Here is a 26,991-nt window from a genome sequence, read left to right on the forward strand (position 1 = left end):
TGACTTCCTGTTCTGCCATGCCCGCGCCGGCCCTCCGCCGGGCCAGGACGACGGCGGACGCCGGGACGACGACCGCGCACGCCGGACCAGCGGCGGCATGAGCCTCGCCACCCTGCTGCTGCTCGCCGACGGACGGCTGCCCTCCGGTGGCCACGCGCACTCCGGCGGGCTGGAGCCGCAGATCGCCGCGGGACGGGTCCGGGACGTCGACGGGCTGGACGGTTTCCTGCGCGGCAGACTCGCCACCGGTGGTCTGGTGTCGGCGGCGTTCGCTGCGGCGGCGTGCGCCGACACCGGGCGCGCCGCCGAGCTGGATGTCGGCCTGGACGCCCGCACGCCGTCGCCCGCGCTGCGCCGGGCCTCGCGGGCGCAGGGCCGGGCGCTGCTGCGGGCCGGCCGGGCGATGTGGCCGGTCCCCGCGATCGGCCGGGAACCGCACCAGCCGGTAGCGCTCGGCGCGCTCGCGGCGGCCGCGGGGCTGACACCGGTCGAGGCGGCGGTCGCCGCGGCACATGGCACGACCACCGGCTCGGCGAGCGCGGCGGTCCGGCTCCTCGGCCTCGACCCGTACGCCGTGCACGCCCTGCTGGCCCGGTTGGCTCCGGAATGTGACCGGATCGCGGCGGTCGCGGCCGCCCGGTCCGGCGACCCGGTCGACGAGCTGCCGGCCGCGGGCGCTCCACTGCTCGACATCGGCGCCGAGCACCACGCCACCTGGGAGGTCCGCCTCTTCGCCTCCTGAGACGAGCTCGCCCGGAGACAACGAGTTCGCCCGGGACGACGAGGCTGATCAGCCCCCGCAACCTGAAGGGCAGGAGAACCATGCACCCTGAACTGCACGAGCACGGCCCCGACGAGGTCCCGCACACTCACCCGGATCCGGGTGTCGACCCGCACACGCCATTGGCGGGCGGGCCGCGCGCGCTGCGCATCGGCATCGGCGGGCCGGTCGGGTCGGGCAAGACCGCCCTGGTCGCGGCGCTGTGCCGGGCCCTCGGCGAGGAGATCCGCCTCGCGGTCGTGACCAACGACATCTACACCACCGAGGACGCCGACTTCCTGCTGCGCAACGGTGTCCTGCCGGCCGAACGGATCCGCGCCGTGGAGACCGGCTGCTGCCCGCACACGGCGATCCGTGACGACATCTCGGCGAACCTGGACGCCGTCGAGGATCTCGAGGAGAAGCTCGGCCCGCTGGACCTGGTGCTGGTGGAGAGCGGCGGCGACAACCTGACCGCCACCTTCAGCAAGGGCCTGATCGACCAGCAGATCTTCGTCGTCGACGTGTCCGGCGGGGACAAGGTGCCGCGCAAGGGCGGTCCGGGCGTGACGACCGCCGACCTGCTCGTGATCAACAAGACGGATCTGGCCCCGATGGTCGGCGCCGACCTGTCGGTGATGGACCGCGACGCGAAGGCGCGGCGGCACGAGCTGCCCACGGTCTTCCTGTCGCTGGCCGAGGACAAGCAGGCCACCCCGGTGGCCGACTGGATCCGCGGCCTGGTCGCGGCCCGGGTCTGAGGTGCGGGCGGAAGCCAGGGTCGTCGCGGAGAGCGACGGGCGGGGCGGGACCCGGCTCGCCGTGCTGCGCGGGGAGTCGCCGCTGCTGCTGCGCCGCACCGGGCGGCCGGCCGGCGGCGGGGTGACCGTGCACCTGGTCGGCGGCGCGGCCGGGCCGTTGCGCGGCGACGAGCTGCGGCTCGACGTGGTGGTGGGGCCGGGCGCCCGGCTGGAGATGCTCAGCGTGGCGGCGTCGCTGGCGCTGCCCGGCCGGCCGGCGCCGCCGTCCCGGCTCACCGTCACCGCGTCGGTGGCGGCCGGCGGCACGCTGCGGTGGCTGCCGGAGCCGCTGATCGCGGCGGCGGGCTGTGACCACGACGTGGTGACGCGGGTCGACGTGGCCGAGGGCGGAACGCTGCTGTGGCGCGACGATCTGGTCTGCGGGCGGCACCGGGAGGCGTCCGGCGCGGTTCGGGCGGACACCCTGATCCGGTACGCCGGGGTCGCCCTCTACCGGCACGAGCTGGCGGTCGGTCCGGGCGCTCCGGGCTGGGACGGCGCCGCGGTGCTCGGTGGCGGGCGGGCGATCGGCACGGTGGTCGCGGCCGGCCCGCAACTGCCGGGGCCGCCGGTGGTGGGGGCGGACGCCGCGTCGATGCGGCTGGCCGGGCCGGGTGTGCTGGCGACCGCCGTGGGCGAGGACATCCGGCAGGTGAAGGCGGCGCTCGACCCGTGGTGCGGTGCGGCGCTCGCGCCTCTTGCGCTGGTGTGAGCCGGTCGGCCGTACCCCTGATGGATCTCCGGGAGCGAGGACGGCCGTGACCGGCCGTCCTCCGTCTCGCGGCTGGATCCCGGGGTGTTCTCTCAGGCGGCGACCGCTATCGGCACGCCGTGGCTGTCGGTCAGCGCCAGCCGGGTGTGCAGGCTGCCCTGTTGGGCGACCTTCGCGAAGTACTCGCTGCGGCGTCGTTGCAGGCAGCCCTTGCGGGTTCGCGGGCCGCCGGCCGCCACGGTGAGCAGCTCCGGCGCGAGGGAGCTGTTCAGGCCCTCGCGGAGCAGCCGCAGCGCCTCGGTACGCAGCTGGGAGATCCGGGACTCGGTGACACCGAGCCGGGCCGCCACCTCGCTGAGCGGCTGTTCCTGCAGGAACGACTCCTGCACCACCTGGCGCAGGCGTTCCGGCAGCGCCTGGATGGCCTGGTGGAGGTATCCGAGGCGCTCCCGTTTGAGCAGCAGGTCCTCGGGCCCCTCGGAGGTCTCCGGCACCATCTCCTCGGCCGCTCCGGTGGGGAATCCCTGGAGGCTGAGCAGGGAGGCCTTCTGCACGTCGTCCTCGACGCTGGCCAGCTCGTTGACGCCGATGCCGAGCATCTCGGCCACTTCGGCGTCGCTGGGTGTCCGGCCGAGCGCCGCGGTGAGCTCCTGACGCGCGGTGGCGGCACGCCGGGCACGGGCCCGCACCGATCGGCTGGCCCAGTCCTGCCCGCGGAGCTCGTCGAGCAGCGCGCCCCGGATCCGGACGGCGGCGAAGCGGTGGAAGGGAATCCCTCGGGTCACGTCGAAGGAGCGGGCCGCGCCGAGCAGGGCCGCGAAGCCGGCCGACGAGAGGTCATCTGCGTGGACGTGGCCGGGCACCCGGTTGAGCAATTCCCGGACCAGGTGGCCAACCATCGGCATGTTCTCGCGGATCAGGTCCTCGATGTCCCGCGCGGACGGCGCGTCGTGGATCATGCCGATGGTGGCGGGGAGTTCGGTCGTGGTGGTCACGTAGTCCTCCTCGCTGGTACTAACCGGCTGGTGAAACCGGCTTACGAGAAGAACAGTGGCCGCCTACGGGTGCAGCGTCAGCCGAACTTGGTTGCTTTTGTGGAGTTTTTTCATGAAAAACCTCAGGCCTGAGAGGACCACCACGGACCAACCGGGTTTAAACACGGAACCCGGCCGCTGCACACGGCCGGGTTCGGTAAAAGGGGACGTCAGTGCAGCACCGGGGCCCGCAACGCCGGCACCTCGGCCAGCTCCTCGTGCACCCACACCATCCGCTGCACCGCGCACTCCGGGTGATGGCCGAACTCCTCCGCCACACCGGCGGCACACCCGTCACTGCCATACCTCAGGATCATCGCGGTGATCGCCTCCTGCACCGCCACCCGGGAGGGGCTCTGGGACGGCTGGAGGTACGAGACGAAAAGCGCCTCGGCGGCCAGATCCTTCACTGCTGTGCTGATCATTTCTGTCGAACTCCCCGATGTCGACGACCTGCTTGAACTCGGCTGACACCACGACGTACCCGGGCTCTCGCCCATCATCCGCTCGGGTGCCAAACGGGCCGGCAGCCACGCCGTGCCAAAGTGCCGCAATCCGGACTCCCGGATCGGAGCAGAAGCGCCTGTCGGTCTGAGTCCACCGTAACGCGGCGGTCAGACCTTCGGCCTCTGGTTTTCCGCCGCCGATCGGGTGTACCGGCCCGCCGTTCCTACGACCCGGTGATCGGGCAGACGTCGACGTCCACGTCGCAGTCGTCGTTCTGCGACGCCGGTGGGGTGTACGTGGTCGTCGTCTCGCCGACCCCCGGGTTCTCGCTGCTGGGCGCCGCCGACGGGGGCAGCGACGGCGGGATCGGGGTGGGCGACGTCGAGGTGCCGCCGCCGGTCGTCGAGCTGCTCGTCCCCGGGAGCGGGTCGACCACCGGCTTGGAGGTCTGGCTCCCCGACGGCACGGGCCTGATGATCACGTTGCCGCTCGGGCCGATCGAGATGCCCGGCGAGGTCACCGGGTCACCGAAGCGGACGTCGCCGTTCTCCAGGTGCTCGACCGGCAGGGACGGCTTGCCGGGCTCGTCCGACACATACGTCTCGCAGGTCTTGTTGTTGAGCTTGAAGACCATCGGCGCCGCGTTGCTCTCGCTGTAGCGCCCGGTGATCTGCATGGTGGTGGTGCGCTGCGGATCGATCGGCGCCTTCGAGGACACCTGGACGACCCGGTCCTGCTGGCTGAGGGCGAGCTTGCCGTTGCCGGAGAGCGTCTGGTCACCGTTCATCAGGAACCACAGGTTCCACTTGTCGAACGGGACGTCGCCCCGGTTGGCGAGGGTCACCTGCGCCTTGAACTTGACCCCGTCGTCCGACCAGACCGCGTAGCTGACCACGCACTCGCCCGACACCGGGACGACGGCCGGGCCCGGCGGCGGCGTCACCCCGGCCTCCGGCTTGGTGGTCCGCGGTTGACCCAGAGCCGTCCAGCCGTAGGTGAGGGCGCTCAGCACGGCGACCGTGCCGGCCACCACCACGACCCGCCGGATCCCGTTGCGGGCATGCTTGCCGGGGCGTCCGGCCGGCGGCGCCGAGGCCGGGCCACCGGCGCCGTGCCGCAACGGCGGAGGAGGAGACGAGGGGACACGCCCGGAGGCCATCGCGGACGACACCGCGACCGGCCCGCTCGCGGCCGAGGCGAGCTGCTGGGCCGGCTCCGGGGCGGTCGTCGCGTCCGCGCCCACGGTGGGCCGCTCGCCCGCCGCCACGCTCGCCGCCGCGGCCGCCGGGCCGAACCCGGAATAGGGGTAGCCGGAGGGCAGGATGAAGGTGTCCTCGCCGTCCTCCCAGTCCGCCTCGAACCCGGAGGTGATCAGGGGCGCGCCGGCCGAGATGGTGGCCAGCGCGCCGGCCAGCTCGGCGCTGGACGGCCGGTCGCCGGGGTGCTTCTCCAGGCAGCGGGCGATCAGCGCGTCGACCGAGTGGGGCAGGCCGTCCACCGGGGGCAGCGGCTCGGGCTCCACATACTGATGGGCGCGCAGCAGGGCGGTGGTGGTGCCGACGTCCCACGGGAGCTGGCCGATCAGCATCCGGTAGATCAGCAGGCCGACCGCGTAGACGTCGGTGGCCGGGCTGACCTGGCCACCCTCCAGCCGCTCGGGGGCGAGGTAGGCCGGAGTGCCCATCAGGCTGCCGTCGGGGTCGGTGTCGTTCTCCCCGATCAGGGCCGAGATGCCGAAGTCGACCACCTTGGCGCCGGACGGGGTGAGCATGACGTTGGCCGGGGTCACGTCACGGTGCACGATGCCCCGGGAGTGGGCCGAGGCCAGGGCCGCGGCGACCTCGGCGGCGATCCGGGCCGCGGTGGGCCACGGCAGCGTCCGCACCCGGGCCAGGACGGCGGCCAGCGACTCACCGTCGACCAGCTCCATCACGACGTACGGCACCGGCTCACCGTCGGCAGTGGTCGCCTCGCCGTAGTCGTACACATTGGTGATGTGCGGATGGGTGAGCCGTGCCGCGGCCTGGGCCTCCGCCCGAAGCCGGCGACGGAACGACGGGTCGGCGCTCGTCGACGGCGGCAGGACCTTGACCGCGACCTGACGCCCGAGGACCTCGTCGAACCCTCGCCACACCACTGACATCCCGCCGGCGCCGAGACGCTCGACCAGTCGGTATCGACCGGCGAGCAATCCCGAACCGGGCAGGTCCGCCGTGCTCATGTGCCCCCACATGCGCGCTTCAAGAGGAAAACGCCGGACCGCACCGCCATGCCGTCCGACGCCGGGCGAGTCGGGCCCGACCATCGGACTCCGAGCATCCCCCATCGACGGCGAGGATGTTAGTCCCTATCAGCCGCCAGTTCGACCCATCACCATGCGGCCGACCTGCGCGTCATCACCCTGCGTCGGGGCGCTCGATCCCCCCTTTCGAGGGACCTCAGGCGCGGAGCGTGACCGACGAGGTAGGTAATGCCCGCTTCGTCAGAACTTTCGTTCTCAACCAATCGGGTGAGTCCACGACGGAGAGACTCACACAAGGTCAATGGATCACTACAGAGAGAGATCAAATCTGTCCATGATCTGTCAACCGCGAACGGGTGCTCCGGTGCGCCGCAGTGCCGGATGCCGGGACGGCAACGCCGCCACTCCGGCCCGCACCGGCGTCCCGGCGGCCGGGGTGGCGCCCAGCTCGGCCAGCCAGGCCCGCATCGGCGCCCACTTCTCGTAAATCACCAGCACCACCTCGCCCGGCACGGCCAGCCGCAGCGCCGCGGTCACGGCGTCCCGGAAGCCGTCCGCCCGGACCGCGGTCAGCTTCGGGCGACGGGCCCGCATCTCCCGCTCGACCAGCCCGGACACCTCGCCGGGCGCCCGGCCCCGCGAGTCGGCGTCGTCGTAGAGCACCACCCGGGTCAGGCCGTCGGCCAGCACCTGGGCCGAGGCCGCCAGCAGGTCGTCCCGCCGGTCGCCGGGCAGCGTCACCGCCGCCACGCAGCGCTCCGGGCCCCACAGCCGGTGCAGGGTGCGCAGCGTGGCGGCCAGCGCGGCCGGATTGTGCGCGTAGTCCACGAACAGCGAGACCTCACCCAGCCGGAACAGGGTGCCCCGGCCCGGGTTCGCCACCGCCGGGTCGAACTCGGCGAGCCGGTCGGCCAGGCTCTCCGGGCGGGCGCCGAGCGCGCGGGCGGCGGCGATCGCGGCGAGCGCGTTGGCCGCCACGTGCAGGGCCGCTCCCCCGTACGCCCCCGGCACCTCGGCCACCCGCAGCAGCGGCATCCGCCGCGCCCCGGTGGCCTGCACCAGCCAGCCGTCGTGCAGCACGTAGGCCGCCCCGCCCCGGGCCAGGTGCTCGGTCAGCACCGGGCTCTGCGCGTCCACCGAGAACCAGATCAGCCGCTTGCGGTCGGCCCGCACCCGGGGCCGGTCGGCGATGCTGCGGACCCACGGGTCGTCGGCGTTGAGCACCAGCGTCCCGCCGTCGCGGACCCGCTCGGCCACCACCGCCTTGACGTGCGCCAGATCCTCCACCGAGTCCAGCCCGTCCTGGCCGAGGTGGTCGGCGGTGATGTTGGTGATCACCCCGACGTCCGACCAGTCGTATCCCAGCCCGCGCCGGAGCAGTCCGCCACGGGCCGTCTCGAGCACCGCCACCTCGACGTGCGGGTCGCCCAGCACCATCTGCGCCGAGCGCGGGCCGGTGGCGTCGGCGACCTGGACCGTACGCCCGTCGATCACCACCCCGTCGGTGCTGGCCACCCCGGCCCGCAGCCCGCTGCCGGAGAGCAGGTGGGCGATCAGCCGGGTGACAGTGGTCTTGCCGTTGGTGCCGGTGACCGCCACGGCCGGGATCCGCCCGTCCGAGCCGCCGGGGAACATCGCCCGGACGATCGCGTCGCCCACGTCCCGGGGCCGGCCGTGCGCGGGCGCCAGGTGCATGCGCAGCCCCGGCACGGCGTTGACCTCGATCACCCCGGCGGTGACCGGCTCGGTGCCGGGCTGCAGCGCGTCGCCGATGTCCGGCAGCCGCAGGTCGATGCCGGCGATGTCCAGGCCGGTCAGGGCGACGATCCGCTGGCACAGGCGGGTCACGTCCGGGTGCACCTGGTCGGTGACGTCCCGGCTGGTCCCGCCGGTGGACAGGTTCGCGGTGTCGCGCAGCCACACCGTCTCACCGCCGGCCGGAACCGACGCGCGGGTCAGCCCGGCGCGCCGCAGCACCCGGTCGGTGGCGTCGTCCAGATCGATCCGGGTGAGCACCCGGGAGTGCCCGACCCCGCGCCGCGGGTCGGCGTTGACCCGGTCGACCAGCTCGGCGACGGTGGCCGTGCCGTCGCCGACGACGTGCGCGGCCACCCGCTCGGCGGCCGCCACCACCTCGCCGGAGACCACCAGCACCCGGTAGTCGCTGCCGTCGAGCTGCTGCTCCACCACGGCCTCGCCCCCGATCGCGGCGAACGCCTCGGCCACCTCGTCCGGAGTGGTCAGATGCAGGGCCACATCGCGGCCCTGCCGGCCGTGCCGGGGCTTCACCACCACCGGCGTCTCCAGCTCGGCGAACAGCCGCAGAGCCTCCTGCACGGTGGCCGCGGCGCCGCCCGGGGCGACCGGGATGCCGGCCTCGTCGAGCAGCCGCCGGGTGACGTGCTTGTCCCCGGCGATGTCCACGCCGACCGCGCTGGTCCGGTCGGTCATCGCGGCCCACGCCAGCCGCCGCCGGTGGCCCCAGCCGAGCCGGAGCAGGCTGAGGTCGTCGAAGCGCTCCACCGGGATGCCGCGGCGGCGGGCGGCAGTGATGATCGACCGGGTGCTGGGCCCGGTGGCCTCCCGCTCGGCCAGCTCGGCGAGGCCGGTGAGCCGGCGCGACAGCACGGCGGCGGACGGCCCGGCGCCCCGGTGGACCTCGAGGACCAGGTCGATCGCGGCCTGGAACAGCTCACCGGGCACCGGCGACTCGGACGACTCGTCGACCGGGCACTCCAGGATCACGTCGTAGACGCCGGTCTCCCCGGCGCCGACCGTCCGGCCGAAGCTGACCTCCCGGCCGATCAGCTGGGACAGCTCGATGGCCACGTGCTCGCTGACGTGCCCGAAATAGGTGCCGCCGCGCAGCCGGCTGACGAAGCCGCCCGGCACACCGGCGGCACAGTGGTGCTCGGCGAGGCCGGGCATCGCCCGCAGCAGGCGCTCGGTGAACCCGGTGACGTCGGCGGTCTCGACTCCGGCCAGGTCGCCGAGGAGGAGCCGGGCCACCACGGCGGGCCGGGAGAGGTAGACGTTGGGGCCGCGCAGACGGCGCAGGCTTTCGATCTTCATGCGGCTCGTTCCCGTTCTGGGGAAGGCGGGCCGGTGACGGGTCGGCGGCCCGTGAGGTGAAAGGTGCAGCCGGCCGGCAGCACGTGGATCCGGGCGCCGGCGAGCACGATCGGCCCGGACGGCGGAACCCGGATGTCGGTGGCGGCGCCGGCGTCGACCACCGTCACCGCTCCATTGCCGAGGACCTCGAAACTGTCGCCTCCGGTCAGGATGGCGGTGTCCTCGTCGATGCCCACGCCCAGCTCATGGGGGTAGCGGGCGACCGCGCTGAGCAGCCGGTTCAGCCGGCCCCGCTCGGCGAAATGCTGGTCGATCAGCACACACGGCAGGAATTCCAGGCCCGGCCCGGTGCGCACGCTGTCCGCGGCCACGCCGGGGCGGTCCCCGCCGGTGATCATGGTGGCGGACATCATCGCCGCTCCCGCGCTCGTCCCGCCCAGGACCACCCGGCCCTCGCCGACCAGCGCGTGCAGGAGGGTGTCGACGGCGGTGCCACCCAGGACGGCGATGATGCGCTCCTGGTCACCGCCGGTGAAGAAGACGCCGGTGGCCTCGCGCAGCACGGCCGCGGTCTCCGGGGCGTTCGCGTCGGCACGGCGGGCGAGCGGCAGGGCCCGGACCACGCCGGCGCCGAGATCTTCGAACCTTTCGCGGTACGCCGTACCGGTCGCCTCCGGGGACTCGCTGGCCGTCGCGATCACCACGATCCGCGCGGCGGCCGCCCCGGCCAGTTCGACGAACCGGCCGAGCAGGGCGGGACCGGCGGCGCCGCCCATGATCAACAGTCGGCTGTTCCCCTCCACACTGCTGAGATTAATCGGAACAAAACCGAAACATCCGGTCAATACGAATGCGGCTCAGCTTTCGCCGTGCCTCTTCCGCCGGGCCTCGCGCTTCTCCTCGAACCGCGCCGCCTGCGTCTCCAGCAGGCTCATCCGCTCGGCCAGCTCCTCCCGGGCCCGCTCGCCGTCACCCCGCAGATCGGTACGGTCCCAGACGTTCCACTGGCGCAGCACCGGCTGGAGCACCTCGTCGCGGTGCTGACGCAGGTCGTAGATGCCGGCCAGCGCGATCAGGACCGCCTTACGGCCGAACCCGGCGATGTTGGCCCCCGGCATCTGAAAGTTCGCCGTCACGTTCGCGACCGCCCGCATCGCCTGGTCCGGCGCCAGCTCGAAGGCCGCCGCGAGCAGGTTGCGGTAGAAGACCATGTGCAGGTTCTCGTCCGCCGCCACCCGGGCCAGCAGCTGCTCGGCGATCGGGTCGCCGGTCGCCTTGCCGGTGTTGCGGTGTGAGATACGGGTGGCCAGCTCCTGGAACGCCACGTAGGCGAGGGAGTGCATCACCTCGTGGCCGTTGACGTTCACGTACCCGGACTGCATGTGCTCCATCCGGGCCCGCTCCAGCTCCACCGGGTCCACGCCGCGGGTGACGGTCAGGTAGTCGCGGCTGGCGATGCCGTGCCGCCCCTCCTCCGCCGTCCACCGGTGCACCCAGGTGCCCCAGGCGCCGTCCCGGCCGAAGAGCGTGGCGATCTCATGGTGGTACGAGGGCAGGTTGTCCTCGGTCAGCAGGTTGACGATCAGTGCCGTCCGCGCCACGTCCGGCAGCTTCGAGTCGTCCGGCCGCCACGGCTCCCCGTCCAGCAGCCCGTCGAAGGTGCGGCCCTCGCTCCACGACACGTACTCGTGCGGGAACCACTCCTTGGCGAGCGCCAGGTGCCGGTCGAGGTTGGTGGCGACGACCGGCTCCAGCTCGATCAGCAGCGCGGTCTGGTCCAGCGGCATCCGCTCACGGTAACCGCCGGACCAGGTTTACGCAGCGTCAGCGCGCCGACACGTTCGGGTGGAGGTCGGCGGCCGGGGGCGCCCACGTGGCCGCGTCGGCCTCCACCTGCTCCCCGGAGCGGATGTCCTTGACCGTGTCCGGCTCCCCGGGGAACCAGACGTACGGGATGCCACGGCGATCGGCGTACTGGATCTGCTTGCCGAATTTCGCCGCCGTCGGCGCCACCTCGGTCGCGATGCCGCGGCGGCGCAGCGCGGACGCGATCCGGTCGCACTCCACCCGCCGGTCGTCACTGGCCAGCGCGACCACCACACAGGTCGGGACGGACCGGGAGACGGTCAGCGCGTCCTGGCCGAAGAGCAGGCCGAGCAGGCGGGACACACCGATCGAGATGCCGACGCCCGGGAACCGGGTGTTGCCCACCGAGGCCAGGTTGTCGTAACGGCCGCCGGAGGTGATCGAGCCGAACCGCTCGTAGCCCTTCAGCATCGTCTCGTAGACCGTGCCGGTGTAGTAGTCGAGCCCACGGGCGATCTTGAGCTCGGCGCGGACCAGGCCCGGCGCGTGCTCGTTCGCCGTCTCGACCACCTGCAGCAACTCGGCCAGACCCTCGTCGAGCAGCGGATCGGTGACCCCGAGCGCACGCACCCGGTCGGCGAACGAGCCGTCGGTCGTCGAGATCTCCGCGAGCGCCAGGCACGCGGCGGCCTGGGCGTCGGTGGCGCCGGCCGTCTCCACCAGGGCGGCGGCCACCTTCTCCGGACCGATCTTGTCGAGCTTGTCGACCGTACGCAGCACCTGCGCCGTGTCGGCGAGCCCGAGGCCGCGGTAGAAGCCCTCGCAGACCTTGCGGTTGTTGACCAGGATCGTCGCCTCCGGGATCGGCAACGACCGGAAGACGTCGCCGATCACCAGGGGCATCTCGGTGTCGAAGTGGAACGGCAGGGTGTCCCGGTTCACCACGTCGATGTCGGCCTGCAGGAACTCGCGATAGCGGCCCTCCTGCGGGCGCTCACCACGCCACACCTTCTGGATCTGGTAGCGCTTGAACGGGAACTGCAGCTTGCCGTTGTTCTCCACGACGAATCGTGCGAACGGGACGGTCAGGTCGAAGTGCAGACCGAGCTGGTCCTCGCGCTTCGCGTTCTCCTCCTCCTGGAGGCGGTGCAGCAGGTAGACCTCCTTCGAGGTCTCACCTTTGCTGAGCAGGGTGTCCAGCGGCTCGACGGCCCGCGTCTCGAGGGAGGCGTAACCGTACAGCTCGAAGGTCGATCGGATCTTGTCGAGCACCTGCTGCTCGATGATGCGCTGGGACGGCAGCCACTCGGGGAAGCCGGAAATGGGCACTTTTCGCTCTCTTCTACAGGAAGCGACCGGGCGCGGCGATCAGATCCCGGAGGTACGGGTTCGACGCGCGCTCACGGCCGATGGTGGTGGCCGGTCCGTGGCCGGGCAGCACGACGGTGTCGTCGGCCAGCGGCAGGACCTTGTCCCGCAGGCTGGCCATCATCGTCGGGGTGCTGCCACCCGGCAGGTCGGTGCGCCCGATCGAGCCCGCGAAGAGCACGTCCCCGGAGAGACAGAGCTCCTCGGCATCCCACGAGGAGCTCGCGCCCGGCAGGCGGAACAGCACCGACCCGCCGGTATGGCCCGGCGCGTGGTCGACCGTCACCTCGATGCCCGCGATGGTGAGGACCGCGCCGTCGGCCAGCTCCGCCACGTCGTCCGGCTCGGTGTAGGGCAGGCGGCCGCCGAACATCGAGGTCAGGTCGGCGCTCAGGCCTTTCGCCGGATCGGCCAGCATCTCCCGGTCGCCGGGGTGCACATAGGCCGTGATGCCCCGCGCCCCGCAGACCGGCGCCACCGAGAACGTGTGATCCAGGTGCCCGTGCGTCAGCAGGACCGCGGCCGGCGACAGACGGTGCTGCGCCAGGGTCTCCTCGAGCTGGTCGAGCACCCCGATGCCCGGGTCGACCACCAGGCACTGCTCCCCCGGACCGGCGGCCACCACATAGCAGTTGGTGCCGAAGGCCTGGGCCGGAAAGCCGGTGACGAGCACGGTGGCAACCTCTCAGCGATCGGGTGCGAATCGTAACGAGAGTAGCCGGGCGGGCGCACGCCACTTTCTCAGGAGGTACCCGTACACTCTTGCGGGCGTGTGGCGTGCCGCACCCCTTGACATGCAGAGGGGCTCCTGTGATTCCGGGCAGGCGTTCCTGTGATTCCAGGCAGGGAAGGACAGCGTTCGGTGGCTTCCAGCAAGGACCGGCAGCGCAAGCTCGCGCGGGCCAAATTCGACCGGCAGCAGGCCCGCCGGGCCGAGCGTGAACGCCGCCGTCGCCGGATCACGGCGGGCGTCGGCGCGACCCTCGCGGTCCTGCTCATCGCCGCGGGCGGCGCCTGGATCGGTGGCGCCTTCGACGACGCGGACACCCCGGCCGACACCAGCGCGCTCGACCAGTGCCTGTGGACACCGCTGAGCGTGGAGAGCAACGCCGACCTCAAGAACGTCGGCACCCCGCCGACCACCGGCCTGCCCGACTCCGGCACCGAGACCATGACGATCACCACCGACAAGGGTGCCCCGATCGTGGTCGACGTCGACGTGACCGCGTCGAAGTGCGCCGCCGCCAGTTTCTCGTACCTGGCGGGCAAGCAGTTCTTCGACAACACCGAGTGCCACGAGCTCACCACCGAGGGCGCGCTGCGCTGCGGTGACCCGAGCGGCACCGGGCAGGGCGGGCCGACGTACAGCTACTACGACGAGAACCCGCCGCTCGCCCCCACCCCGGAGCCGAGCGCCTCGGCGGCGCCCGCCACAGTGCTCTACCCCAAGGGCACCGTCGCCGTCCTCGGCAACCCCAAGGGCGTGAACGGCAGCCAGTTCCTGATCTTCCACAAGGACTTCGCCACCGCTGACCCGCAGTACTCGATCCTCGGCAAGGTCACCGGCGGCCTGGACACCCTCGCCGCCATCGCCAAGATCGAGACGGTGGAGAACAGCGCGGGCGACAAGGTCAAACCCAAGGACAAGATCACCATCAAGACACTGACCGTCGGTACGGCAGCCACCGGCACGGCGCCTTCCGCCGCCGCCAGCGCTGCTCCGTCGACAGGCGCCCAGTCGTGAGCGAAGGTAGAGACAGCAGCATGGAGGAGACCGTGTCGTCGACGAAGGACCGGCAGCGCGCGGCGGCGCGGGCCCGCCTCGAGAAGGAGATGGCCGAGCGAGCCTCGTCCGCCCGGAAGCGCCGGCAGCGGCAGGCGATCATCGGCTCGGCCCTCGCGGTCGTGGTGATCGCCGGCGCCGCCTTCTTCATCGTCCAGGCGCTGAAGGACGACAAGGGCACCGAGACGACCGCCTCCCCGGACCCGTCCGCCAGCACCGGCGCAGACCCCGCGGCGAACCTGCCCCCGGCCGGCCCCGGCACTGTCAACTGCGTCTGGACGCCGTCCGCCGCCGAGGGTGGCGGCGGCAAGGTCAAGGACGTCGGCCTCCCGCCGGTCAACGTGCCCAACACCGGCAAGACCACTCTGACCTTCGAGACCAACCTCGGCGCCATCTCGGCCGACATCGACCTGAGCAAGGCGCCGTGCACCGGCGCCAGCTTCAAGCACCTGGCCGAGAAGAAGTTCCTCGACAACACCAAGTGCCACCGGCTGGTCAACAAGGACGGCTTCAAGGTCCTCCAGTGCGGCGACCCGTTCGCCACCGGTGCGGGCTACCGCGACACCGACGGCACCGGCGGGCCGAGCTACACCATGGTCGAGGAGAACCTGCCGACCAACGCGGAGAAGCCGTACCCGGCGGGCTCGATCGCGATGGCCAACACCGGCCAGCCCGGCAGCACCGGCAGCCAGTTCTTCATCTGCTCCGAGGACACCGTGCTCCCGGCCAACTACACGCTCCTCGGCACCATCAACAAGGGCCTGGACATCGTCCGCAACGTGGTCAAGGCCGGCGACGACGGCGCCTTCGAACCCAACCCCGGCGGCGGCCGCCCGAAGACCGAGGTCGTCATCAAGACGATGACGCTCACCGCAGCCTGACGCTCACGCACCCAGCCGGAAGGCCCGGGAGTCCGGAGGGACTCCCGGGCCTTCCGGCATCTTCATCAAGATATTCAGGTACACCCCCTCGCGCTGGAGGCCAACGGCTGGACAGCGCGCCCGGGTGCCTTTCCGACAGACCATGAGCCGAGGGCCCGAGGCCCCGGCTGCGATCGCCGCTGATCACCGTGCAGCCGTTCAGCCCGCTTCCCATGGCCGCCTGATCCGCGGTGCACCACCGCGACGGGGTGCCCGCCCCCTTGGTGCGGCCAACCGCTGGAGGCAGCGGGCAGCAGGTCCAGTAGGACGGACCGCAATCGCGCGCTCATCGGCAGAAATATTCTTCCAGCCTGCTGGAAGAATGGAACTCCCGCCCATCGGGCAGGCCGAATTGCGTTCTCACCCCCTGCGCGGGCGCCTCACTGTCCGGCTGTGCGGGCGCCCGTTGTCCGGTTTCGCCGCCGCGGGAACTGCCAGGGCCGCCAACGGCTGCCCCCTTCCCGGCCACCGGGACCGCTCTGCCGACTCGTGATCAATGCCACAAAGCGACAATGACGGCACCCGGCACTGGACGCCTGACAGTGCCGGAAGTGACCACCGAAGGGCATCTGACCTGCATCAATACCTGTAGCCTTCACCGCCGCCGGACTGGATGTGGAGCGGTGATCGACGGGCGTTGCAGAGAAAGCGGGGTTGCGCGGCACAACGAGCCAACCGTATGTTACGACGGCATTAGCGGGAGTCCTTTCGTTAATGCATTTCAAATTAGCTCGGGGGAGCAGTGCTGAACGCTGTACAAGGGCATGCGATTCATATACGCGATAGTCCCTATAGCGTCCGCATCTTGGCGCTCGCGATTCGGCGAAGTTTCGATTAATGGCCACTCGGAGCGCGACCCACACGACGGCCTTCGGCAGGTTCGGCAAGGGCGCGAGTGCGCAACGATCTGCCGCGGCGGATGCGGGCTTCATTATCGGCCGACGCGCCGATCTCGGCCACCTCCACCATGACTTGCTGAATATTTTTCGCCGGCTGCGCTTTCGGTCCGTTGCCGATGACGACCAGTCGGCTGTTCCGTAATCACGCTTCACGGCTCCACCGATCTCAGGGCGACCCTGATCCAGCGCTACACATGGCGCGGAACAGGCTCACTCCTTAATGAATCTCGTACCCGAAGATGGGGAGCAATGTGGTGAGACGCAACAAAAAATCTCTGCTGGCCGTGGTGACCGCCGGGGCGGTGGCGGTCACCAATCCTTGGGCCGGTGTTCCGGCACAGGCGGCCGGTGCGACGGCGGCCAGCGACTATGATTTCGTCGCCAAGATTGAAGTGGGTGTGCCGGGCGCTTCGGACGCTCGTGGGTGCAGCGGCGCACTCGTTCGGGCGGAATGGGTTCTGACGTCAGCCGCGTGTTTCGCCCGCAATGGTGTTCCCCTTGCCAACGACGTACCCCCGCTGACCACCACGATCACTGTCGGGCGCCCCGATCTGACCACAGGCACCGGTCAGGTCCTGACTGCCACGCGGGTCGTGTCACGTTCTGATCGGGACGTCGCTCTCGTGCGGTTGAACAGAGCCGTCACGGGCTTGACGCCCATCGTTCTCGGGGACACCGCCCCCGCGGTCGGCGAGGTGTGGCGGATCGCGGGATACGGACGTACCCGGTCTGAGTGGATTCCCACCCACCAGCACGCGGGTGATGTCACTGTCGAGTCGGCGGCGAGCGCCCCCTCGGTACGGCTCACCAACACGCGCGACGTGACAGTCTGCCGTGGCGACAGCGGCGGACCGGTATTCCGCGAGGCCAACGGTCGTCAGCTGCTGATGGGGGTCGCCACCAGCAGTGGGCAAGCCGGATGCCTCGGGGCCGGAGAGGACGCGCCGACCGGTGTCGTCAGCACCCGGGTGGATGACCTCAACGATTGGATCGACGCATCCACCAGTACTCCTCTGCGGCCGAGGATCGATTTCAACAACGACGGCAATGCTGATATCGCCGGCCACAACGCCAACGACGACATGCTCCTCTTCGCCGGCGACGGCAAAGGCAAACTCCGAGACGCCGGGCTCATGTGGCCCAGCGGCGGACAATGGCGCGGATTCCACGCCATCACCGCAGGCGACTTCAACAACGACGGCAACACCGACATCGCCGGCCACAACGCCAACGACGACATGCTCCTCTTCGCCGGCGACGGCAAAGGCAAACTCCGAGACGCCGGGCTCATGTGGCCCAGCGGCGGACAATGGCGCGGATTCCACGCCATCACCGCAGGCGACTTCAACAACGACGGCAACACCGACATCGCCGGCCACAACGCCAACGACGACATGCTCCTCTTCGCCGGCGACGGCAAAGGCAAACTCCGAGACGCCGGATTGATGTGGCCCAGCGGCGGACAATGGCGCGGATTCCACGCCATCACCGCAGGCGACTTCAACAACGACGGCAACACCGACATCGCCGGCCACAACGCCAACGACGACATGCTCCTCTTCGCCGGCGACGGCAAAGGCAAACTCCGAGACGCCGGATTGATGTGGCCCAGCGGCGGACAATGGCGCGGATTCCACGCCATCAGCTCCTGAATTGTTTGTACCGGTCGCAAAGAGATCACGACGCCGTCGTGTAGGCGATGCCGGCCGGGACGTGCACCAGCGGCCGGACTCGCTGACAGAGGCGAACACCGATCCGAACCCGCCGGAGATTCTCCCTGTTCAAACGTCAAGCTGAGCTCCGGCGACGGGAGCAATCCGCTGGCCGGCCGTGACAGCGGCGCTCTGTCGTGGCTACGCATGAACGACTGACCGATCGGCGCGACGTCAGCGGGCGGGGCGCAAGGGCCGTGTGAAGCACTTCCAACCATTAAGGCATCGGTCGATGCCATAAGACAGCACAAGGGGCGACAAATAGCATGAAGGCAATTCCTGGTTTCATCGCTGTAGGCGTGGCGATCACCGCGGTGATCGGTATCGGCGCGGCGGTCGCGTCAGCAGCCGAACCCACCGGCGGCGACGTTCTCGGCTCGCTGGTGGAGAACTACTCGTATCCGGGGGTCCCGGCTGATCTGGCCCCGGTGCTGGCGGACCGCAAGGTCGAGTTGACCAGTGGTGACGGGCACATCGTGCTCAACAGCGTGGTGAGGGTGGATGAGAACTGTCCCGCCCGGGTGGCGGGTGCGGGCCGCATCGTGGTCGTCGCCGGCCCGCAGCTCGATGGTCAGGCGTTGACACGCAGTGTGGTGGAGCCGGCGGACACCATCCAACTGTGCTTCGACGTGCTCGCCGCCAGTGGACAGCTGAGCCTGAAGGTGCCGGCGGTGTACGAGTTGGACGGCCGGACCGCGGCACCCGCCGGGCAGACCGTCAAATCCGTCGCGAAGATCCAGCCCGAGGGCGGGCAGGAGACCGTGGTGCCGCTGAGCTCCAAGAACACAATTCAGGTCGGCAAGGGCATCAACGAGGCCAATGCGGACGCCACCCTGCTCGAACTGGTCGTCACCGGTGCATAGGCACGTGATGACAGAGACGGCTCAGTCGCACCGGTTACGGCGGAGGACGCCGAGATGGGGAACAACCCGGGTGTCACCGCTGGATCGGTGGTCGTATCGGGCCGGGGTGGCGTTCGCCACCGTGCTCACGATCGGCGTTTCTTTCCTTGCCCCGCCGGCGGCCGCACATGCGGCGGACCCAGTACGGGATCCCGGCCTGGACCGGGCGAATGTTCTGAAGGTGTGGCAGGCCGCGGGGCCGATGGTGCAGGCCGCCGCCGAGCAGGCTCTGCTTGGCGGCGATGCCGAGATCGAAGCGTTCGTGACCGTCGGCTGGCAGGAGCCACAGAAGCTCGACCAACAAGCGGCCGTCCAGCAGATGATGGCGCAGGGCGGACCCACGGTGCGGGCCTTCGCCCAGCAAGCACTGGATGCTGCCGATCCGAACGCCGTCAAGACGTTCCTGGAGTCCGGCTGGGTCAGTGCGCAGAACACCGATCTGCGGCTACGGGTCAATCAGATGATGGCCGCGGGCGGACCGTCGGTCAGAGCCGCCGCGCAGAAGGCTCTGGACGCGAAGACTCCAGAGGCTGGCTCGGAAGATTCCGACTACTCGGAAGATTCTGTTTCGAGTCCCCTGAAGAACTTTGTTGCCACTGGTTGGCAGGGTGCGTTCGAGACCGACCAGCGGATGCGGGTCAACCAGATCATGGCCGCGGGCGGACCGAAGGTGAAAGACGCGGCGCAAGCCGCGCTGGACGCTCACAACGTTGACGCCTACACCGAGTTCATCGGTTCGGGATGGGCGCTGGCCACCGCACGGGACCAGGAAGCCGCCACCATCGCCGACCTCACCGGTTCAGCGATCGCCGCCGCGGAGCGCGCCACGCAGCGGGCTGACGCGGCCAAGGAGGCAGCAGAGCGGACCGCGGCCGCGACGGCGGGTGCGAAGGCGGCGGCGAAGACGGCTGCGGATCTGGCAGCATCCGCGCACGGCGACGCGAAGCTGGCGGCAAAGGCGGCACGACAGGCCGCGACCGCCGCGACCCGCGCTGCCGGCGCGGCCAGAGAGGCGATCGGCGCTGCCAACGCGGCCAGCGACGCCGCACGGTCGGCAGCTGCCGCCGCCTCGCGGGCCGCCGCCGCGGCGACAAGGGCCGGTGACGCTGCGGCTGACGCCTACCAGGCCGCCAGCGCCGCAGTGTCCAAAGCCGGCGACGCCAAGACCGCGCGCACGGCTGCGGAGAAGGCCCGTAACACGGCCGTGGACGCCAGTACTGCCGCCAAGGCCGCCGGGGACGCCGGCAACGCAGCGAAGTTCGCGGCGCAGCAGGCCACCGACGCGGCCAATGGCGCGGCGGTGGAAGCAACGAACGCGGCGAACGCCGCCGACCGGGCCGCTGACGCGTCCGGGGACGCCTCGGCTGAAGCCCGGCGAGCGCATCAGCAGGCCGCGGTGGCGCGGGCGAACGCCTCTCGATCGCAGAAGGCCGCGCAAGCCTCGACACGTTTCGCGAATGTCGCCGCCGATGCCGCCGCGACCTCCGCCAAGGCCGCGTCGGCGGCCGCCGGCAAGGCGACAGCCGCAGCAACCGCAGCCGAAAAAGCCGCCGACCGCGCTGCGGACGCCGGCGTCGATGCGAACCTGGCCACCCAACACGCTAACGCCGCCACCGACGCCGCAAATCAGGCAGTCGCGGCGGTCACCACCGCCCAGCAGGTGTACGAGGCTGCCCGCGAAGCCGACAACGCCCGTATTCAGCAGATCGGTGAGCAGGCCGATCAGGCCGCGGTGGCCGCCAAGGACGCCTTCATCACCATGGCCGCGCAGAACAGCGCGGCCATGGAGGAAGTGGCCAAGCGCAGCGCAGCGACCAATCAGCTGATCGCTGAAGTCAACGCCCCTGATACACCACAGGCAACTGTGCTGGCCGATACCCGCAGGATCGCACTCGACCTCGCGGTGTCCGGAGGGCCGTGGACCAAGCAGGCCGCGATCGCGGCGCTCGGCGCCGGCGACAACCTCGCGATCAACTTCGTCCGGGTGCAGCTGCCGCTCGCCGCGGCTCAGGACAACCGGGACAAGCTCGCCGCGATCGCCGACGCGGACATGGGTACCGGTAGCACCGCGATGAAAGCCGCCGCCGCCAAAGCGCTGGCTGGTAGCGACAACGACGTAGCAGCGTTCCTGCGTACCGGCGCCTATCCGCTGCAACTGACGGAGCTGCGCCGAAAGGTCAACCAAGCGATGGCCGCTGCGGTCTCCGCCGGCAATCAGACCGTCGTCGATCTTGCTCAGATCGCATTGGACGACGGCAGCCTCTCCGCGATGACCGCCTTCCTCAATAAGGGCCAAGACGCCGCGCTCGCCACCGACGAACGGATGAAGGTCAACCGGATCCTCGCCGCAGCCGGTGAGAACACCAAACTCCAGGTGCTTGCCCAGGCCGCGCTGGACGGCCCACGCGCGATGCAACACCAGTTCCTGACCCTCGACCAGTACACAGCCGCGCAGGACGACGAGGCGGCCGCCCAGCACGCGGCGGAAATGGCGGCGCTGATCTCGCACGCCCAGCAGATCGTCCAACTCGGCGTGCAGAAAGCCAACACCGCACAGAAGCTTGCGGCCACGGCCCGTGGCGACGCGAAAGCCGCCGGCGTCTACGCTCAGCAGGCCAACACCGCCGCCGGCAACGCAGCCAGCGAGGCGCTGAAAGCGCAGGCATCCGCGCAGAAGGCGCAAGCATCCGCCGACCGGGCCGCCGCCTCCGCCAAATCTGCCCGCGACGCCGCGCAGCGCGCCGCCGCGTCGGCGCACGACGCGGAACGCTCGGCCATGTGGGCGGACCAATCCGCCCGCCGAGCCGCCGCGTCAGCCCGCAGCGCCCAGGCCGACGCCAACCGCGCCCACAACGCTGCCGTCGCCGCCGGCAAGGACGCTCAAGCCGCGGTCAACGCCGCGAACGAGGCGATCAACGCCGCGAACGCGAAAGCCACGGCCGAACAGGAAGCCGCCCGCAACAAGATGCGCGAGCAGTGCCGCGCGTATCTGCAGGACGGCGTTCCTAACGGCAAGGACTCCTACAACAAGTGCCTCGACATGGTCGCCATGACCGACGAGCAACGCGCCGCGCTCGCTGCTCGCAACGCCGCGTCCTGCCAAACGCTGTTTCCCAACCACGACAGCAACGAGTTCAACAACTGCCTGCAGAGCACTCTGGACCCGGCCTTCGACACCGACCAGGCCATGATCGTCAAGCAGATGCAGGACGCGGACAAGCACTGGTGGGACGACCCCTGGAAAGTCGCAGCCGTCGTGGTCGTCGGTGTCGCGGTCGTGGGGTGCGCCCTCATCCCGCCGTGCGCCGGCTTTCTTGCGGTCGGCCTCGAACTGGCTACCGCCTTCATCGCCCCCGAAATGATCGGCGTCACCGCAGCAATCGGCGGCACCGAAGCGCTTCTCATCGGCGGCGGCGCTGCCGCCGGCCTCGGAATGGGCGCATACCTACAAACCAGAGTGCTGGGCTCCAGGGCTTGGACGTCGGCGGTCTCCGAGTCACGCATCGGCAACATGTTCAAAGGCGAGGGAAAACTTCCGTCCTGTCTTACACATAACAGCTTTTCGGCCGGCACTGCCGTTCTCATGGCCGACGGCACCAGTAAGCCAATCGCCGATATTCAGCTCAATGACCGGGTACTGTCGACTGACCCCACCACCGGAAAATCCCTGGACAAGCCGGTCACCGAGCTGTTCGTCAACAGCGATACGGACCTCACTGACCTCACCATCCAAGAGTCGTCCGGCGAATCAGCCACCCTGCACACCACCACCCACCACCCCTTCTGGAACACCGACACCGGAACGTGGACCGACGCCGGAGCCCTAACACCCGGCACCAACCTCCACACCCCTGAAGGCCATCAGGCTCAGGTCACAGCGGCCAACACCTTCACCGGCCGCCAGACCATGCATAACCTCTCCATCGCCGACCTGCACACCTACTATGTACTCGCCGGAAAAACACCGGTCCTCGTGCACAACTGCGATACCGTTTACGAGAATCTGGCCCTCGGCCTCCGAAAAAGAGGTCTTCGCGAGTTTGCCGACGAAAAAGAATACACCCATTTTCTCGATGACACGATGGAAGACGCCCTCGCCAACGTTCGCGACATAGCCAACAATCACCCGAAAACCGAGATCCATGTGCGGCTGGATGGGTTCACGATGAGCAACGGCCGGGCGAACGCCACGCCGGCAGAGTTGTTCGAGGACGCCTACCTGCAGGGCGGCGGAAACAACTGGTTCACCACGCAACGGGAGATGAATATCCTCGGCCGGGCAGTGCGACTGGGAAACCGTGACTGGAGTACGATCAAATTTACCCTGGGCACCGAAGACGTCACCTTCCCCCGACCCGCCTACCTAGGAGGCTAGAATGACGAGTATCGCGTCCTGGGAAAGAGAATTTGAAGTCTGGGACTTCTCGGTCAGCTATTCGCGATTACTTCTCCGAAGCCTCCGGGATACCAGCCCCACGCGGGTGGACGTCCTTTTCTCCAATGTCAGGTTCATGCATCTCCCGACCCAGCTCGAGCAATTGCGGATAGACCTTGTGGCGGGTCACTCCTTTGGGGGTGTCGACATCCCGAATTCAGTCAAGGGAAACTGGTATGCGATCAACGGTGGCCAGTCGTATATATTCGCCACCCATTGTCAATGGCATGAAGATGAGGGCAATTTCAAATCAGAGTCACAGTTTGGACCCTTCGCACGGACAGATTGAGATACATCTTCCGATCAGAAGCACCCTCCTCAAGGCCGTTATCGATCCCGGCCAGTGACCTATGAACAAAGGTCGCTGACGGCGAGGACGCCCTGACCGGCAGCAGTTGCGCCACGGTTCCACCCGGAATGGTGGCGCGGTCCGAACCTCCACGTACACACCGGGCCGCAGTTTGGCACCCCCCTCAACGCCAGATCCGCATCGGCAATGACGTCAAGCCGTGCGGATCTGCGGGGTGATCCGTCGCCATGAGCTGACCGACGCCGAGTGACAGGCGTTGTCACCGCACCTGCTGTCGGCGATCACCGGCGGTCGTCCACATGAGGACGACCGCCGGTTCTTCAACGGCATCGCCTGGAAGATCCGCTCCAACACGCCCTGGCGTGAGGTGCCCGCCCGATACGGCTCCTGAAAATCGATCTACACCCGTTCCGTAGGCGGGCCATCGATGGCTCATATCCGAAAATGCCCGCCGCCGCCCAAGCCGCAGTCGACGCGCACGCCGACATCGACTGGCTGGCCTTGGTGGACTGCGCCGTCGTGCGGGCCCATCAGCACGCCGCCGGCACCAAAGGGGCAGCCGGAAACAGATCCGTCGAATCACGCCCTCGGGCGAACCCGCGGCGGATTGACCACCAAGATTCACGTGGCCTGCGACAGCGCAGGCCGGGCCCGGGCCTTCGTGGTCTCCGGCGGCGACGTCAGCGACTGGGTCCGCTTCGAGCAGGTCATGAACTCCATCCGCGTCCAGCCACTCGGGCCGGGCAACCACGGACCCGACCCCATCACGTCATCGCCAACAAGGGCGCGCCATCCGCCGATACCTGCGCCACTGCGGCATCACCCACACCATCCCGGAAGGCTCGGACCAGCACGACAACGACGCAACCACGGCCCACGCGGCTGCCGACCACCGACTTCCAACAAGCTGATCCACCGCCACCGCAACGTCGTGGAACGCTGCTTCAACCGGCTCGAGCAATGCCGCTCGGTGGACACACGCCACGACAGGACCTGCAGCACCTCGTTCCAGGCGACCGTGACCATCGCCGCGCCGCAGAGCTGCGAGGCCGACTGGGGCGCGTTGAGTCACGTGTCGCCCGACATCACCGGCGCCGCGCCATGACGCGCGTTCCAGGAAACCTGCCGCAGGCGAAGACCTGTTGCACGCCCCCGTTGGGACACCGTACGCGGAGCCGTCCACCAGGAGTTGCTCGTCAATCCGGAGGAGGGAGTCCTGGGGAGTTTTATCCCATGCGTCACACGGGCGGGTGACTGTGACCCGCCCGTCGGTTGCCGATCAGGCGCCGGAGGTGACCCGGTAGGCGTCGAAGACGCCGTCCACCTTGCGGACCGCCGCGACCAGGTGGCCCAGGTGTTTCGGGTCGGCCATCTCGAAGGTGAACCGGCTCACCGCCACCCGGTCACGGGTGGTGGTGACCGTCGCGGACAGGATGTTGACCCGCTCCTCGGACAGCACCCGGGTCACGTCGGCCAGCAGCTTGTGCCGGTCGAGCGCCTCGACCTGGATCGCCACCAGGAACGTGGACGCCGACGTCGGTTTCCAGCTGACCTCGACCACCCGCTCGGGCTGGTCACGCAGATCCTCCGCGTTGGCGCAGTCCTCCCGGTGCACGCTCACGCCGCCGGAGCGGGTGACGAACCCGAAGACCGCGTCACCGGGCACCGGCGTGCAGCAGCGGGCCAGCTTGACCCAGACGTCCGAGACGCCCTTCACCACCACACCCGGATCCTGTGCCTGGCTGCGGTTGCGCGGGGGGCGGGTCGCGACGGCGGTCTCGGCGATGTCCTCGACCGCGCCCTCCTCGCCGCCGAACCCGGCCACGAGTTTCTGGACCACCGACTGCGCCGAGACCGAACTCTCGCCCACCGCGGCATAGAGCGACGCCACGTCCGGCAGGTGCAGGTCACGAGCGATCGTCATGAGGTTTTCACTGGTCAGCATGCGCTGCAGGGGCAGGCCCTGCTTGCGCATCGCCTTGACGATCGCCTCCTTGCCGTCCTCGATCGCCTCCTCGCGGCGCTCCTTGTTGAAGAACTGCCTGATCTTCGTCCGGGCGCGGGGGCTCTTCACGAAGCCGAGCCAGTCCTGCGTGGGACCGGCCGTCGCCGACTTGGACGTGAAGATCTCGATCACGTCGCCGTTCGACAGCGGCGACTCCAACGGCACCAGCTTGCCGTTGACCCGCGCGCCGATGCACTTGTGCCCGACCTCGGTGTGCACCGCATACGCGAAGTCCACCGGGGTCGAGCCGGTCGGCAGCGGGATCACGTCGCCCTTCGGCGTGAAGACGTAGACCTCCTGGCTGGACAGGTCGAAGCGCAACGCGTCCAGGAACTCGGACGGGTCGCTCGCCTCCCGCTGCCAGTCGAGCAGCTGCCGCAGCCAGGTCATCTCGTCGATGTGCGCCGGCGGGCCGACGATCGTCGCGCCCTTCTGCTCCTTGTACTTCCAGTGCGCGGCGATGCCGAACTCCGCCGTGCGGTGCATCGCGAACGTCCGGATCTGCATCTCGACCGGCTTGCCGGTCGGGCCGATGACCGTCGTGTGCAACGACTGGTACATGTTGAATTTCGGCATCGCGATGTAGTCCTTGAACCGGCCCGGCACCGGCTGCCAGTTCGCGTGGATGACGCCCAGCGCGGCATAGCAGTCGCGGACCGTGTCGACCAGGATGCGGACGCCGACCAGGTCGTAGATGTCGTTGAAGTCGCGGCCCCGCACGATCATCTTCTGATAGATCGAGTAGAGGTGCTTGGGCCGGCCGGTCACCTCGGCCTTGATCTTCGCCGACTTGAGGTCGAGCTGGACCCGGTTGGTCACCTGGCGCAGCAGCGCCTCACGCTGCGGCTGGTGCTCCCCGATCAGGCGGTTGATCTCCTCGAACCGCTTGGGGAAGAGCGTGCCGAAGGCCAGATCCTCCAGCTCCCACTTGATCGTGTTCATACCGAGGCGGTGGGCCAGCGGGGCCAGGATCTCCAGCGTCTCCTTGGCCTTCTGCTCCTGCTTGGCGCGGGGCAGGAAGGTCAGAGTACGCATGTTGTGCAGCCGGTCGGCCAGCTTGATCACCAGCACCCGGGGGTCCTTGGCCATCGCCACGACCATCTTGCGGATCGTCTCCGCCTTGGCCGCGTCGCCGAGCTTGACCCGGTCGAGTTTCGTCACGCCGTCGACGAGCAGCGCCACCTCGGCGCCGAAGTCGTTGCGCATGCTCTCCAGCGAGTAGTCGGTGTCCTCGATGGTGTCGTGCAGCAGCGCGGCCACCAGGGTGGTCGTGTCCATGCCGAGGTTGGCCAGGATCGTCGCGACTGCGAGCGGATGCGTGATGTACGGGTCGCCGGACTTCCGATACTGCCCGGAGTGCCACCGGGCCGCGACGTCGAACGCCTTCTGCAGGGCCCGCCCGTCGGCCTTGGGGTGACTGGCCCGGTGCGTCGCGATCAGCGGCTCGAGGACCTCGCTGACCTGGGTGCTCTGCCACGGAGCGTTGAATCGGGCGAGGCGGGCGCGGACCCGCCGCCCGGTCGGCGCGCTCGCCAGACCGGCGAAGCCACCGCCGGCCTCGTCAGCGGGCGCGAGTGGCTGGGTGGTCTCGGGATCGCCAGTCGGGCTCTCGCCCGAACTCTGGGTCGGTTGCACCGTGCCCTCCGCCGGAGGGGCGACGTCGCTGGACACCGGCCTCCTCACACGTTCGCCGGGATCATCTGGTCTGTTCGGAACGCCCATCCTACCCGCACCGCCTCACCGAATACCCCGGCCGAACCTACGAATAAGCAGGGCCGACCGGG

Annotated in this window: 19 protein-coding genes; 10 read left to right on the forward strand and 9 right to left on the reverse strand. The window is 69.7% G+C overall.

Features of this window, described 5'->3' with window-relative positions; all coding sequences use genetic code 11:
- Window positions 1-97: 97 nt before the first annotated feature.
- From BM290_RS13840 to BM290_RS13850, 3 genes are all read left to right on the forward strand, one after another.
- Window positions 98-742, forward strand: coding sequence for an urease accessory protein UreF (locus tag BM290_RS13840; protein WP_093613910.1), 645 nt, complete (start codon window positions 98-100; stop codon window positions 740-742).
- A gap of 80 nt (window positions 743-822) precedes the next feature.
- Complete coding sequence (ureG, locus tag BM290_RS13845) at window positions 823-1,521, forward strand: urease accessory protein UreG (protein WP_093613912.1); 699 nt, start codon at window positions 823-825, stop codon at window positions 1,519-1,521.
- Between the two features lies 1 nt (window position 1,522).
- Window positions 1,523-2,272, forward strand: coding sequence for an urease accessory protein UreD (locus BM290_RS13850; RefSeq protein WP_093613914.1), 750 nt, complete (start codon window positions 1,523-1,525; stop codon window positions 2,270-2,272).
- 92 nt (window positions 2,273-2,364) lie between these two features.
- Here BM290_RS13850 and BM290_RS13855 read toward each other — a convergent pair whose 3' ends face one another.
- From BM290_RS13855 to BM290_RS13890, 8 genes are all read right to left on the reverse strand, one after another.
- A complete protein-coding gene (locus tag BM290_RS13855; RefSeq protein WP_093613916.1) occupies window positions 2,365-3,267 on the reverse strand; it encodes a sigma-70 family RNA polymerase sigma factor in 903 nt (300 codons plus the stop codon).
- Between the two features lie 209 nt (window positions 3,268-3,476).
- Window positions 3,477-3,731 (reverse strand): hypothetical protein, encoded by a 255-nt coding sequence (locus BM290_RS13860; RefSeq protein WP_093613918.1) that lies wholly within the window; start codon window positions 3,729-3,731, stop codon window positions 3,477-3,479.
- A gap of 245 nt (window positions 3,732-3,976) precedes the next feature.
- Window positions 3,977-5,974, reverse strand: a complete 1,998-nt coding sequence (locus BM290_RS13865) for a serine/threonine-protein kinase (protein ID WP_093613920.1) — start codon at window positions 5,972-5,974, stop codon at window positions 3,977-3,979.
- A gap of 363 nt (window positions 5,975-6,337) precedes the next feature.
- Window positions 6,338-9,067: a cyanophycin synthetase gene (gene cphA, locus BM290_RS13870; RefSeq protein WP_093613922.1), complete on the reverse strand. Its 2,730-nt coding sequence runs from the start codon at window positions 9,065-9,067 to the stop codon at window positions 6,338-6,340.
- A complete protein-coding gene (locus BM290_RS13875; RefSeq protein WP_239144075.1) occupies window positions 9,064-9,870 on the reverse strand; it encodes a cyanophycinase in 807 nt (268 codons plus the stop codon). The genes cphA and BM290_RS13875 overlap by 4 nt, the downstream gene beginning before the upstream one ends.
- 54 nt (window positions 9,871-9,924) lie before the next feature.
- A complete protein-coding gene (locus BM290_RS13880; RefSeq protein ID WP_093613926.1) occupies window positions 9,925-10,854 on the reverse strand; it encodes an acyl-ACP desaturase in 930 nt (309 codons plus the stop codon).
- Window positions 10,855-10,891: 37 nt separating this feature from the next.
- On the reverse strand, window positions 10,892-12,202 hold the full coding sequence (gene hisS / locus BM290_RS13885; protein ID WP_093613928.1) for a histidine--tRNA ligase: 1,311 nt from the start codon (window positions 12,200-12,202) through the stop codon (window positions 10,892-10,894).
- Between the two features lie 13 nt (window positions 12,203-12,215).
- Window positions 12,216-12,914, reverse strand: a complete 699-nt coding sequence (locus tag BM290_RS13890) for an MBL fold metallo-hydrolase (RefSeq protein ID WP_093613930.1) — start codon at window positions 12,912-12,914, stop codon at window positions 12,216-12,218.
- 189 nt (window positions 12,915-13,103) lie between these two features.
- Here BM290_RS13890 and BM290_RS13895 point away from each other — a divergent pair, with 189 nt between their 5' ends.
- The 7 genes from BM290_RS13895 to BM290_RS13930 all read left to right on the forward strand — a co-directional run bounded on the left by BM290_RS13895 (window position 13,104) and on the right by BM290_RS13930 (window position 24,307).
- Window positions 13,104-13,985: a peptidylprolyl isomerase gene (locus BM290_RS13895; RefSeq protein ID WP_093613932.1), complete on the forward strand. Its 882-nt coding sequence runs from the start codon at window positions 13,104-13,106 to the stop codon at window positions 13,983-13,985.
- A gap of 20 nt (window positions 13,986-14,005) precedes the next feature.
- The gene (locus tag BM290_RS13900) at window positions 14,006-14,905 is read left to right on the forward strand and encodes a peptidylprolyl isomerase (RefSeq protein ID WP_093613934.1); all 900 of its coding nucleotides are present in this window, start codon (window positions 14,006-14,008) and stop codon (window positions 14,903-14,905) included.
- Between the two features lie 1,192 nt (window positions 14,906-16,097).
- Window positions 16,098-17,495, forward strand: a complete 1,398-nt coding sequence (locus tag BM290_RS13910; RefSeq protein WP_177319701.1) for an FG-GAP-like repeat-containing protein — start codon at window positions 16,098-16,100, stop codon at window positions 17,493-17,495.
- Window positions 17,496-17,821: 326 nt separating this feature from the next.
- Complete coding sequence (locus tag BM290_RS13915) at window positions 17,822-18,418, forward strand: hypothetical protein (protein ID WP_143133738.1); 597 nt, start codon at window positions 17,822-17,824, stop codon at window positions 18,416-18,418.
- Between the two features lie 106 nt (window positions 18,419-18,524).
- Window positions 18,525-22,832, forward strand: a complete 4,308-nt coding sequence (locus BM290_RS13920) for a polymorphic toxin-type HINT domain-containing protein (protein WP_177319702.1) — start codon at window positions 18,525-18,527, stop codon at window positions 22,830-22,832.
- 626 nt (window positions 22,833-23,458) lie between these two features.
- Window positions 23,459-23,593, forward strand: coding sequence for a transposase (locus tag BM290_RS13925; protein ID WP_093613943.1), 135 nt, complete (start codon window positions 23,459-23,461; stop codon window positions 23,591-23,593).
- Window positions 23,594-23,809: 216 nt separating this feature from the next.
- Window positions 23,810-24,307, forward strand: coding sequence for a transposase (locus BM290_RS13930; RefSeq protein WP_177319703.1), 498 nt, complete (start codon window positions 23,810-23,812; stop codon window positions 24,305-24,307).
- A gap of 174 nt (window positions 24,308-24,481) precedes the next feature.
- On the opposite strand, the gene BM290_RS13935 is transcribed toward BM290_RS13930, so the two are convergent.
- Complete coding sequence (locus BM290_RS13935; protein ID WP_093613947.1) at window positions 24,482-26,878, reverse strand: RelA/SpoT family protein; 2,397 nt, start codon at window positions 26,876-26,878, stop codon at window positions 24,482-24,484.
- Between the last annotated feature and the right edge of the window lie 113 nt (window positions 26,879-26,991).

This window comes from Actinoplanes philippinensis (assembly GCF_900113015.1).
In the GTDB taxonomy this organism is placed as follows: domain Bacteria; phylum Actinomycetota; class Actinomycetes; order Mycobacteriales; family Micromonosporaceae; genus Actinoplanes; species Actinoplanes philippinensis.